Origin of the sequence: Tardiphaga robiniae (assembly GCF_001618955.1) — a bacterium.
Taxonomy (GTDB): Bacteria; Pseudomonadota; Alphaproteobacteria; order Rhizobiales; family Xanthobacteraceae; genus Tardiphaga; species Tardiphaga robiniae_A.
In genome coordinates, this window is the sequence record NZ_LVYV01000011.1 from 28,965 (window position 1) to 40,237 (window position 11,273).

Here is an 11,273-nt window from a genome sequence, read left to right on the forward strand (position 1 = left end):
TGGAGGACGCCTTGACGACCTATATCTCGACGCGGGGAGAGGCCCCGAAACTCGGCTTTTGCGATGTCATGCTGACCGGGCTTGCCCGCGACGGCGGTCTCTACATTCCCGAGGTCTGGCCCCAGTTGTCAGCCGAGACCATCGCGTCGCTGTTCGGCCGGCCCTATTGGGAAGTCGCCGTCGAGGTGCTCCGGCCGTTCGTGGCCGGCGAGATTTCCGACGAGGATCTCGGGCGCATGGCCAATGAGGCCTATGCCACCTTCCGCCATCCCGCCGTGGTACCGCTCGACCAGACCGCGCCGAACCAGTTCGTGCTCGAGCTGTTTCATGGCCCGACGCTGGCGTTCAAGGACGTCGCCATGCAGCTCATCGCGCGGCTGATGGATCACGTCCTCGCCAAGCGCAATCAGCGCACCACCATCGTCGTCGCGACCTCCGGCGACACCGGCGGCGCCGCCGTCGATGCCTTTGCCGGCCGCGACAATGTCGATCTCGTCGTGCTGTTTCCGAACGGCCGTATTTCCGACGTGCAGCGTCGCATGATGACCACGACCGGCGCATCGAACGTCTATGCGCTCGCTGTCGAGGGCCATTTCGACGATTGCCAGGCGATCGTGAAGGGCCTGTTCAATCATCACAAGTTTCGTGACGCCGTGTCGCTGTCGGGTGTGAACTCGATCAACTGGGCACGTATCGTTGCGCAGGTGGTTTACTACTTCACCTCGGCAGTCGCCGTCGGTGCGCCTGCACGCAGCGTTGATTTCACGGTGCCCACCGGCAATTTCGGCGACATCTTCGCCGGCTATGTGGCCAAGCGCATGGGCCTGCCGGTGCGCAAGCTGCGCGTCGCCGCCAACGTCAATGACATCCTCGATCGCACGCTCAAGACCGGCATCTACGAGGTGCGTGAGGTTCACGCGTCTTCGTCGCCGTCGATGGACATTCAGGTGTCGTCGAATTTCGAACGTCTGCTGTTCGAAGCCTCCGGCCGCGACGCTGCGCTGGTGCGCGGCTTGATGGATTCGCTGAAGCAGTCCGGCCGTTTCGTGCTGCCCGAGAAAGTGCTGACCGCGATCCGTGCCGATTTCGAATCCGGTCGCGCCGACGAGGACGAGACCTCGGCTGCCATTCGCGCCGCGTGGCGCGAGACCGGCGATCTGATCGATCCGCATACTGCCGTGGCATTGGCCGTGGCGGACCGCGACACCACCGAGATGCATGTGCCCAACGTCGTGCTGTCGACGGCACATGCAGCGAAATTCCCCGATGCGGTGGAGGCGGCTTGCGGCGTGCGGCCGGCATTGCCGGTCTATCTGGAAGGGCTGATGACGAAGCCCGAGCATATTAAGGTCATGAAGAATGACCAAAGCGATATTGAGCAGTTCGTGCTGTCGGTCAGCCGCGCTGCGAAGCAAGGAGTGTCCTGATGACCGTCGAAGTTACCAAACTGCCTTCGGGCCTGACGGTCATCACCGATACCATGCCGCATCTGGAAACCGCCGCGCTCGGCGTCTGGACCGGCGTCGGTGGCCGCGATGAGAAGCCCAACGAGCACGGCATCTCGCATCTGCTCGAACACATGGCGTTCAAGGGCACCAAGAAGCGTTCGTCGCGCGAGATCGTCGAGGAGATCGAGGCGGTCGGCGGCGATCTCAACGCCGCAACCTCGACGGAGACCACGGCCTATTATGCCCGCGTGATGAAGGCCGATGTGCCGCTGGCGCTCGATGTGCTCTCGGACATTCTCGCCAATCCGACGTTCGTGCCGGACGAGCTGGAGCGCGAGAAGAGCGTGATCGTGCAGGAGATCGGTGCGGCACAGGACACGCCGGACGATGTCGTGTTCGAACATCTCAACGAGCTCTGCTATCCCGACCAGCCGATGGGCCGTTCGCTTCTGGGCACCGCCAAGACGCTGAAGGGTTTTGATCGCGACATGCTGCAGAGCTACCTGTCCACGCATTATCGCGGGCCGGACATGGTGGTAGCTGCGGCCGGTGCCGTGAATCATCGCCAGGTCGTGCATGAAGCCGCCGATCGCTTTTCCAGCTTCGAAGGCACCGCAGCCCCGAAGCCGCAACCGGCGATGTTCGGCAAGGGCGGCTCCCGCGTCGTCAATCGCGATCTTGAACAGGCGCATCTGACGCTGGCGCTGGAAGGTCTGCCGCAGTCGGACCTGTCGCTGTTCAGTCTGCAGGTCTTTACCAACATTCTCGGCGGCGGCATGTCCTCGCGGCTGTTCCAGGAAGTGCGTGAGAAGCGCGGTCTCTGCTATTCGATCTACACCTTCCACGCGCCCTATACCGACACTGGTTTCTTCGGTCTCTATACCGGCACCGATCCGACCGATGCACCTGAGATGATGGAAGTCATCGTCGATGTCATCAACGAGTCGGTGGAGACATTGACCGAGGCCGAAATCGCCCGCGCCAAGGCGCAGATGAAGGCCGGTCTGCTGATGGCGCTGGAGAGCTGCAGCTCGCGCGCCGAGCAATTGGCGCGGCACATGCTGGCCTATGGCCGTCCGCTCACCGTGGAAGAACTCGTCCAGCGCATCGATGATGTCAGCGTGGAATCGACCCGCAACGTTGCCCGTGGCCTGCTGACGCGCAGCCGCCCGGCCGTGGCGGCGCTCGGCAGCGGCCGGGGGCTGGACACGGCGGTGGCTTTTGCGGAAGGATTGACCCGCACCAAGGACAAGAGCCTGCTCCACTAGGCAGGTGAGGTCCGAGGTATCAGGGAGCGAGCCTATGGCCCTGTTTCGTTTGCCATCGAGCATGCCGGCGGCGCTGGCGCCGCGCGGCTACGGCGTTGCATTGCGTGCACCCGTGATGAGCGATTTTCCGCAATGGGCCGATCTGCGTGAGCTGAGCCGGGGTTATCTCACGCCGTGGGAGCCGATCTGGCCGTCAGACGACCTGACGCGCTCCGGCTTTCGCCGCCGGCTGCGCCGCTATGCCGACGATGCGTCCGCTGATCGCGCCTATCCGTTTCTGGTGTTTCGCGAGTCCGATGGCACGCTGCTGGGCGGCGTGACGCTGGCCAATGTCCGGCGGGGCATCGTCCAGGCCGGCACCATCGGCTACTGGGTCGGCCAACCCTATACGGGGCAGGGCGTCATGACCGCGGCGCTGCGGGTGCTATTGCCGACCTTGTTTGGCGAGTTGAACCTGCACCGCATCGAGGCGGCCTGCATTCCCACCAACCTGCCGTCGGTGCGGGTGCTGGAGAAGTGTGGCTTCTCGCGCGAGGGACTGGCGCGGCGTTATCTCTGCATCAATGGCATCTGGCAGGATCACCTGCTTTACGGCATGCTGCATGAGGACTTCCGCGGGTAGCGTGCTGCAACGCGATGTCCGGATGTGGCGCAATGGCGCGCATCTGTCCTGTCTCAAGCGCCTCGTTTAAGTGCCTTGGGTTCGCCGCCATTGCGCTGTTATAAGGCCCTGCGCACGCCTTGGGCGGGGCTGCGCAAACGACTGAATTTTCGGGGATATCTTCACAATGCGCAACATTCGTTCGATGCCGATCAGCGGCCGCACCGGCGCGCTCCGCGGCCTGCTGGTGATCACTGCAGCAAGCCTGACACTGGCCGGTTGCGGCGGCGGCAGTATGTTTGGCGGCGGTTCGCCGAGCAGCGGCGGCGGCAGCCCGTCGATGACCGATCGCTTCACCCAGTTGTTCTCGGGCAAGTCCACCGAGGTCGGCGCGCCGCAGTCGCCGCAGACCGATGAGAACGATCTGACCTGCCCGAGCGTCAGTATCCGGCCGGGCGCCTCGACCTATGCGGTTGGCGCTGCGGGCAAGCCTGCGGTTGGCAACGATCTGGCTTTCCAGGCCACCATCACCCGGACGGCGCGCTCCTGCGATCTCAATGCAGGTCAGATCTCGGTCAAGCTCGGCATCCAGGGCCGGGTCATCGTCGGGCCGGCCGGTGCGCCTGCGGCGGTTGATGTGCCGCTGCGTGTCGCCGTGGTGCAGGAAGGCGTGACGCCGAAGACCATTGCCACCAAGGTATTCCAGACCACAGTGCAGATTGGCAGCGAGACCAGCGTGCCGTTCAGCCTGGTCGGCGAGGATCTCGTCTATCCGATGCCGACGGGCACCGCAGGCGATTCCTACATCTTCTATATCGGCTTCGATCCGCAGGCTCTGAAATCGCAGGCACCCGCACGCAAGCGGCGCTAAGGGTTATCCGAGCCAACAAAAAAGCCGGCGCGATCATCTCGCGCCGGCTTTTTCGGTTTGAAGTCTTTCGCTTAGTTCAGCTTGGAGCGAACCTCGCCGATGCCCTTGGCGATCAGGTCGTCGGCCACCGAGCCCTTTACGGACTGCGACAGCACCGAGGCTGCGGCATTCACTGCGGCTTCGGCTGCGGCTGCGCGAACGTCTGCGATAGCCTGGGCTTCGGCCATTGCGATCTTGCCTTCTGCGCTCTTGGTGCGGCGAGCGACAAAATCTTCCATCTTGGTCTTGGCTTCGGCGGCAATGCGCTCGGCCTCTTCCTTGGCGGAAGTGATGATGTCCTGCGCTTCGCGCTCGGCCGCTGCATGACGCTTCTTGTAGTCTGCGAGCAGCGCCGCGGCTTCATCACGCAGGCGACGGGCGTCGTCGAGTTCCTGCTTGATGCGGACGCTGCGGTGGTCGAGCGCCGTCAGGATGGTGCGGTGAATACCGAACCAGCCGAAAACCGCCATCAGAAGGACAAAAGCGACGGCGACCCAGAATTCAGCTTGAAGTCCGAACATCCGTTTATCCTTTCAGCGACGCGTCGAGCGCGGCGTTGACGGCGCCTGCATCCGGGCTGATGCCCGTCAGGCGTTCGACGATCGCCGAGGCCGTGTCCGCAGCAATGCTGCGCACATTGCCCATCGCCGTTGTGCGGGTGGTGGCAATGGTCTGCTCCGCTGCAGCAAGCTTGCTGGCAAGGCTCTCTTCGAGCTTCGCCTTGGCCTGCTCCTGTTCGGCATTGAGCTTCTCACGAACCTCGGTCGCCATCGCCTGCGCCTTGGCGCGGGCATTGGCGAGTTCGGTTTCGTAAGCCTTCAATGCAGCGTCGGAATCGCCCTTGAGCTTGGCAGCTTCGTTCAGGTCCGTATCGAGAACCTGCTGACGGGCCGCAAGCACGCCGCCGACGCGGGGCAGCGCCAGACGCGACACGATCAGATAGAGCAAGCCGAACGCGATCGCGAACGACACCAGCTGTGAAGCGAAGGTGTTGCTCTCGAACGGCGGAAACGACGCCTTGTGACCACCGTCTGCCGCAGTGTGTGCGGCAGTCCCGTGATCGGCGCCCTTGGATTTGCCCTGACCTTCAGCCACAGCAGTCTCCTTATCGATCGGAAGCGCTCCAGGATGGAGCGGCAACCGGATCCGTTTTCAGCTTAGACGGCGAACAGCAGCAGCAGCGCGATCAGCAGCGAGAAGATGCCGAGCGCTTCGGTCACGGCGAAGCCGAAGATCAGGTTAGCGAACTGGCCCTGGGAAGCCGACGGATTGCGGAGCGCACCGTTGAGGAACTGGCTGAAGATCATGCCGACGCCGATGCCAGCGCCACCCATGCCGAGACAAGCAATGCCGGCGCCGATGTACTTCGCTGCGATGGGATCCATAGTAAAACTCCTTCTTGGGATAGGGATTTAGACGGTTGAGGGTGAATTCCGCCAGGACACTAAGAAGCGATGGTTAGTGGCCCGGATGAAGTGCGTCGTTGAGATAGATGCAGGTCAGGATCGTGAACACATAGGCCTGCAGGAAGGCGACCAGCAGTTCCAGCGCGGTCAGCGCCGTGGTCATGGCCAGCGGCAGCACCGAACCGAAAATGCCGAGTGCGCCGAGTGCGCTGAGCGAGGTTACGAAGCCGGCAAAAACCTTCAGCGTGATGTGGCCGGCCAGCATGTTGGCGAACAGACGAACCGAATGCGACACCGGGCGGGACAGGAACGAGATCACCTCGATCACCGTGACCAGCGGCAGGATGTAAATCGGAATACCGTGCGGCACGAACAGCTTGAAGAAGCCGAGGCCGTTTTTGTAGAGGCCGTAGAGCAGCACGGTCAGGAACACCATCAATGCCAGGGCGACGGCGACGATCAGATGGCTGGTGACGGTGAAGGTATAGGGGATGATGCCGATCAGATTCGCCGTCAGGATGAACATGAACAGCGAGAACACGAACGGGAAGAACTTCATCCCTTCTTCACCGATGCTACTGCGCACCGTATTCGAGACGAATTCGAAGGACAGTTCGGCGACCGACTGGAAACGGTTCGGGATCAGCGCACGTCCGGCGCTGCCGCCGATCATCAGCAGCGACACGACGGCGACGGCGCCGAACATATAGGCCGATGAGTTGGTGAAGGCGATTTCCTGATTGCCGATATGGCCCAGGGTGAAGATCTTGTGGATCTCAAATTGATGGATCGGATCGGCCATCCACGTCGGTCTTTCAATTCGGCCGGAACGTCCGGCGTTTCCTTGCCGGACAGCCGGCACTCAAATGCTGCGCCAACGACGCAGAGGTCTTGGGCGCGAATTTCTTATTCCGCTTTTTTCCCGACACCAGCCGAGCGCATCACGTTCATCACGCCGGCGACGAAACCGAGCAGCATGAGAACGATCAGCCCCCACGGCGATGTCGACAGCAAACGATCGAAGCCCCAGCCCAGAATCGTTCCGACGACGACGCCCGCGACCAGTTCCGAAGAAAGACGGAGACCCACCGCCATGGCTGATGCCCTGGACTGCGCGTTTCCGCTTCCAGTTTCGGATTGGTCAGTCTGAAGTTTGCGCTCATCCTGAAGTTTGGACAGACGCTGATTCAGACTTCCGAGCCTTGCGGAAAGCGCAGCCTCATCGGGAGACGATTTGCCATCGTTTCCGCGTTCACTGTCATCGTCCCGTGTGCCGTTCGTCATGCTTGCGACACTCGAAATAACGCTGCAAATGCTGGAAATAACGCCCCATCACCCTTCAAAGCCGGGCGGACCATACTTAGCGCATCTTGCCAAGTCAAGATTCGCTGATCGCCTGTTAGTGCTTTGATTCATTTGATTTTATTGACGAAATTCGAATCCCGCTGCGCGGGATCGCCGCAGCGCAAGAATGACTTTCGAGGTGATCTATCTTGCACGGCGCAGGGCGCTCTGTTGGAGTACCGCAGAGTTTGAAAACGCCCCTGCCGGAGCCCGGAATGTCTCAAGAGATCGACTACTATTTTTCGCTGCCATCGCCCTGGGCCTATATCGGCCACACGCTCTTTCGCGATCTCGTAAGTACTTATGATCTCAAGGTGAATCACAAGCCGGTATTTCTCGGTGATCTGTTTTCGGAAACCGGCGGCCTCCCGCTCGGCAAGCGTCATCCGGTGCGGCAGCACTACCGGATGCTTGAATTGCAGCGCTGGCGCGACAAACGCGGTCTCGATTTCCATCTGCAGCCGAAGAACTGGCCATTCGATGGCCGACTCGCCGATGGTCTGGTGATCGCGGCGCTCGATGCCGGACACGATCCGGACCCGTTCCTGCGCCGCGCGTTTCCTGCGGTCTGGGAAGGTCAGCTCAATCTTGGCGACACGGCCGTGCTGACCAGGCTGGCGGATGATTCGGGGCTGCCGGGCGCGAAACTCGTAGAGCGCGCGGCGTCGAGCGATGTGGCTGCGAAATACGAACAGAACCGTCAGGAGGCGATTGCGGCCGACGTGTTCGGCTCGCCGGCCTATGTGCTCAACGGTGAAGTATTTTGGGGGCAGGATCGGCTCGAATTGCTGGCTGATGCGTTGAAGGCGAAGCGGGCGCCTTTCAAATCTCAAATCTGAGCACATCTGAGAGTAAAGGCGGCTATCGCCCCGAACTCGCAACGCGGAGCATCTCCATGAAGAATGCTGTGGTGCGTTTTACCTCCCCCGGGCAGCCCATGCGGTACGTTGCGTGGGTTGGCGCGGTTCTGATGGCCGGGATCGTCAGTGCGTCTGCGCAGGCCCTCCCGGATATCGAGAATGGCCGTTATTCACTGTCGCCGATCGCTGAAGGCGTCATCCGCCTCGATACCCGCACCGGCACAGTTTCGACGTGCACGGATAAGGGATCCGGCTGGGCCTGCTATGTTTTGCCGGATGAACGTGCCGCGCTCGATACCGAGATCGGGCGGTTGCAGAAGGACAACGACAAGCTGAAGGCGGAGTTTGCCCAGCGCGGTCCAGCCGTCGCCGGCAAGACCGATGAAGCGCTCCCGAAGCAGGATTCGCTGAAGCCCGGGAAGTCAGGGAGTGCGGATGGCGAGAGGAAGATCGAGATTCCGCTGCCGAGCGAACGCGACGTCGATCGGGTCATGGCCTTTGTCGAAAACGCGTGGCGTCGCCTTGTCGACATGGCCAGCCGCATCCAGCGCGATTCCGGCGGGAAGATCTGAGCGCTGCCGGTTGCGCTACGGATGGCGGTGCTCACATCGTTGATTGATGTGGTGCGCGGGGTCTTTTGCCGCGATATCGAGAGTAGTTCAGCACAAGCAGACAGGAGCCAAATCGTACGTTTTCGACTCAAGGGAGGCCACTTTGATGCCGAGATTTTATTTCGATCTGGTCGACGGGACGACCGTGCCCGACGCTTCCGGGCAGATTTTGCGCAATGAATTGCTGGCCGCTGAGGTCGCCGACAAGCTCGCAGGCGATATTTACAAGATCAGGCCTGAGCTCCGCGGCAAGCACTTCGCCATTTCCGTCCGCAACGAGGAGGGCGATGAAATTCACCGCGCAGACGTGGTTAGCTCTGACGATTAACGCAGTGCGCAGCTCTTATTTGCGGTCGAGCCCAATATTGTCGCCGTCGCCATGGATGGTGTCGCGGTCCGCTTGATCGGTGTTGTCTGCGTCCTTGATGACAGCTTTCTCCCGCGCGCGCTGTTCGTCCTTGCGTGGCCCCGGCCCCGGAATGTCCCTTGACGTCTTAGGCTTCATGGCGTTTTCCCTTGTCCATCCTGATTGAAGTGGGAACGCGATATGCGCGTTTTGGTTCATCAGAAGATCTACCAGTCGAAAGGTTAGTGTCGTGACATCTGCCAGATCCATCACGCACAGCGCGCCGTCTGCAATTCGCATCGAAACCGTCGTGTCGTCGCTACTGACGGTGCAGACATCCGGTGCAGGTTTCGTCGATCTGACCCGCGAGGTCGGCAAATTCCTGAGCGAGATCGGCGCCCGGGAAGGGGCATTGACGCTGTTCATCCGCCATACCTCAGCGTCGCTCACCATCCAGGAAAACGCCGATCCCTCCGTGCTGGTCGATCTCATGACAACGCTCGATCGTCTTGCGCCTCAGGATTTCAATTGGACGCACGATACGGAGGGTCCCGACGACATGCCGGCGCATGTTCGTACCATGCTGACCGAAACCTCGCTGCACATCCCCGTTCTGTCAGGCAAGCTCGCGCTTGGAACCTGGCAGGGAATCTATCTGATCGAACACCGCGCCCGCCCGCATCGCCGCGAGGTGGTGCTGCAGTTCGTCGGCGCGACCTGACGCTCGCAGATCTGCTGAAACAAAAAAAAAGGCCGCGGATTGCTCCGCGGCCGGTTTGTTGTCGTCGCGTCTGCGGGCGGCCTGGGCCGCCGGCTTTGCGGAGTTAGTTGGCGGCGATATCGACGTCCTTGGTTTCCGGCAGGAAGAAGATGCCGATGACCACGGTGATTGCCGCGAAGATCACGGGATACCAGAGACCGGCATAGATATCGCCGGTCGAAGCCACGATGGCGAATGCGGTCGCCGGGAGAAGTCCGCCGAACCAGCCGTTACCGATGTGGTAGGGCAGCGACATCGAGGTGTAGCGGATCTTGGTCGGGAACAGTTCGACCAGCATCGCCGCGATCGGCCCGTAGACCATGGTGACGAACAGCACCAGCACGAACAGCAGTCCAATCACGGCCGCGACCTGCGGACGGAAGATATCGAACGGATGCGCCATCTTCACGATCTGCGCGTCGCCCGCCTTCGGATAGCCCGCCGCCTGAACCGCTGCGAGAACCTGCGGGTTTGACGCCGCTGCTGCGGTGTAGGGCACGTCCTTGCCGTTGACGACGACCTTCACGCCCGAGCCCGCTGCACCGTAGGCGGTCGAGTACTTGACCGACGACTGGGCCAGATAGGCGCGGGCCGTATCGCAAGGCGTGGAGAACACGCGGGTGCCGACCGGGTTGAACAGATCGCCGCACAGTGCGGGATCTGAAACGACTTCCACCTTCACGGTCTCGATCGCCTTTTCCAGCGTCGGGTTGGCGTTGGTGGTGATCATCCGGAAGATCGGGAAGAAGGTCAGCGCCGCGATCAGGCAGCCTGCCAGAATGATCGGCTTGCGGCCGATCTTGTCGGACAGGGCGCCCCAGAACACGAAGAAGCCGGTGCCGAGCAGCAGCGACCACGCGATCAGGAGGTTCGCGGTGTAGCCGTCGACCTTGAGGATCGATTGCATGAAGAACAGCGCGTAGAATTGGCCGGTGTACCAGACCACGCCCTGGCCCATCACGCCGCCGAACAGTGCGATCAGCACGATCTTGGCGTTGCTCCAGTTGGCGAAGGCTTCGGTCAGCGGAGCCTTGGAGCCCTTGCCCTCGTCCTTCATCTTCTGGAACACGGGCGATTCATTCAGGCGCAGACGGATCCAGACCGAGATGCCGAGCAGAACCACCGAGACCAGGAACGGAATACGCCAGCCCCAGGCGGCGAATTCGGGTTCGCCGAGAATCGTACGGGTGAACAGGATCACCAGCAGCGACAGGAACAGGCCGAGCGTGGCCGTGGTCTGAATGAACGAGGTGTAGTAGCCGCGCTTGCCGGCCGGTGAATGCTCTGCCACGTAAGTCGCCGCACCGCCATACTCACCGCCGAGCGCAAGGCCCTGCAGCAGGCGCAGGCCGATCAGGATGATCGGAGCCGCGATGCCTATGGTCGCTGCGTTAGGCAGGATGCCGACGATGAAGGTCGACAGGCCCATGATGAGGATGGTGACGAGGAACGTATACTTGCGGCCGACGATGTCGCCGACGCGTCCGAACACGATGGCGCCAAACGGACGAACGATGAAGCCCGCGGCGAAGGCCAGCAGCGCGAAGATGTCGCGCGTGGCCTGATTGAACATCGGCAGCTTGGTGGCGGGATCGATCACGCCGAAGAACTGCGCGCCGATGATGCCGGCCAGCGAGCCGAACAGGTAGAAGTCATACCATTCGAAAACAGTGCCGAGCGATGACGCGAAGATGACGAAGCGTTCGTCCTTCGTCATCC

At 61.7% G+C, this 11,273-nt stretch carries 15 protein-coding genes; 8 read left to right on the forward strand and 7 right to left on the reverse strand.

Going from position 1 to position 11,273, the window contains the following annotated elements; all coding sequences use genetic code 11:
* The first annotated feature begins 11 nt into the window (after positions 1-11).
* The 4 genes from thrC to A4A58_RS12980 all read left to right on the forward strand — a co-directional run bounded on the left by thrC (position 12) and on the right by A4A58_RS12980 (position 4,188).
* Entirely contained in the window at positions 12-1,427 is a 1,416-nt protein-coding gene (thrC, locus tag A4A58_RS12965; protein WP_068732714.1) for a threonine synthase, read from the forward strand.
* Positions 1,427-2,716 carry a M16 family metallopeptidase gene (locus A4A58_RS12970; protein WP_068732620.1) on the forward strand — a complete coding sequence of 430 codons (1,290 nt, stop codon included), beginning with the start codon at positions 1,427-1,429 and terminating at the stop codon, positions 2,714-2,716. Before thrC ends, A4A58_RS12970 begins: the two co-directional genes overlap by 1 nt.
* Positions 2,717-2,750: 34 nt before the next feature.
* Positions 2,751-3,338 (forward strand): GNAT family N-acetyltransferase, encoded by a 588-nt coding sequence (locus tag A4A58_RS12975; RefSeq protein WP_068732622.1) that lies wholly within the window; start codon positions 2,751-2,753, stop codon positions 3,336-3,338.
* Positions 3,339-3,504: 166 nt separating this feature from the next.
* Complete coding sequence (locus A4A58_RS12980) at positions 3,505-4,188, forward strand: hypothetical protein (RefSeq protein WP_349509575.1); 684 nt, start codon at positions 3,505-3,507, stop codon at positions 4,186-4,188.
* Between the two features lie 71 nt (positions 4,189-4,259).
* Here the strand turns inward: A4A58_RS12980 and A4A58_RS12985 are convergent, their stop codons facing one another.
* From A4A58_RS12985 to A4A58_RS13005, 5 genes are all read right to left on the reverse strand, one after another.
* Positions 4,260-4,748 carry an ATP F0F1 synthase subunit B gene (locus tag A4A58_RS12985; RefSeq protein ID WP_068732624.1) on the reverse strand — a complete coding sequence of 163 codons (489 nt, stop codon included), beginning with the start codon at positions 4,746-4,748 and terminating at the stop codon, positions 4,260-4,262.
* Between the two features lie 4 nt (positions 4,749-4,752).
* Positions 4,753-5,322, reverse strand: a complete 570-nt coding sequence (locus A4A58_RS12990) for a F0F1 ATP synthase subunit B' (protein WP_068732718.1) — start codon at positions 5,320-5,322, stop codon at positions 4,753-4,755.
* Between the two features lie 62 nt (positions 5,323-5,384).
* Complete coding sequence (locus A4A58_RS12995; RefSeq protein ID WP_068732626.1) at positions 5,385-5,612, reverse strand: F0F1 ATP synthase subunit C; 228 nt, start codon at positions 5,610-5,612, stop codon at positions 5,385-5,387.
* A 73-nt stretch (positions 5,613-5,685) separates the two neighbouring features.
* The gene (locus A4A58_RS13000) at positions 5,686-6,435 is read right to left on the reverse strand and encodes a F0F1 ATP synthase subunit A (protein ID WP_068732628.1); all 750 of its coding nucleotides are present in this window, start codon (positions 6,433-6,435) and stop codon (positions 5,686-5,688) included.
* Positions 6,436-6,539: 104 nt separating this feature from the next.
* Positions 6,540-6,917, reverse strand: coding sequence for an AtpZ/AtpI family protein (locus A4A58_RS13005; protein WP_068732630.1), 378 nt, complete (start codon positions 6,915-6,917; stop codon positions 6,540-6,542).
* A gap of 275 nt (positions 6,918-7,192) precedes the next feature.
* On the opposite strand from A4A58_RS13005, the gene A4A58_RS13010 reads away from it, so the two are divergent.
* From A4A58_RS13010 to A4A58_RS13020, 3 genes are all read left to right on the forward strand, one after another.
* A complete protein-coding gene (locus tag A4A58_RS13010; RefSeq protein ID WP_068732632.1) occupies positions 7,193-7,816 on the forward strand; it encodes a 2-hydroxychromene-2-carboxylate isomerase in 624 nt (207 codons plus the stop codon).
* A gap of 98 nt (positions 7,817-7,914) precedes the next feature.
* On the forward strand, positions 7,915-8,409 hold the full coding sequence (locus A4A58_RS13015; RefSeq protein ID WP_068732720.1) for a hypothetical protein: 495 nt from the start codon (positions 7,915-7,917) through the stop codon (positions 8,407-8,409).
* A gap of 145 nt (positions 8,410-8,554) precedes the next feature.
* Complete coding sequence (locus tag A4A58_RS13020; protein ID WP_068732634.1) at positions 8,555-8,776, forward strand: DUF6894 family protein; 222 nt, start codon at positions 8,555-8,557, stop codon at positions 8,774-8,776.
* 15 nt (positions 8,777-8,791) lie between these two features.
* Here the strand turns inward: A4A58_RS13020 and A4A58_RS31140 are convergent, their stop codons facing one another.
* Positions 8,792-8,953 (reverse strand): hypothetical protein, encoded by a 162-nt coding sequence (locus tag A4A58_RS31140; protein ID WP_192855906.1) that lies wholly within the window; start codon positions 8,951-8,953, stop codon positions 8,792-8,794.
* Positions 8,954-9,044: 91 nt separating this feature from the next.
* On the opposite strand from A4A58_RS31140, the gene A4A58_RS13030 reads away from it, so the two are divergent.
* Positions 9,045-9,515: a secondary thiamine-phosphate synthase enzyme YjbQ gene (locus A4A58_RS13030; RefSeq protein ID WP_068732638.1), complete on the forward strand. Its 471-nt coding sequence runs from the start codon at positions 9,045-9,047 to the stop codon at positions 9,513-9,515.
* A gap of 103 nt (positions 9,516-9,618) precedes the next feature.
* Here A4A58_RS13030 and A4A58_RS13035 read toward each other — a convergent pair whose 3' ends face one another.
* Positions 9,619-11,271 carry an MFS transporter gene (locus A4A58_RS13035; RefSeq protein ID WP_433993624.1) on the reverse strand — a complete coding sequence of 551 codons (1,653 nt, stop codon included), beginning with the start codon at positions 11,269-11,271 and terminating at the stop codon, positions 9,619-9,621.
* Positions 11,272-11,273: the final 2 nt, after the last annotated feature.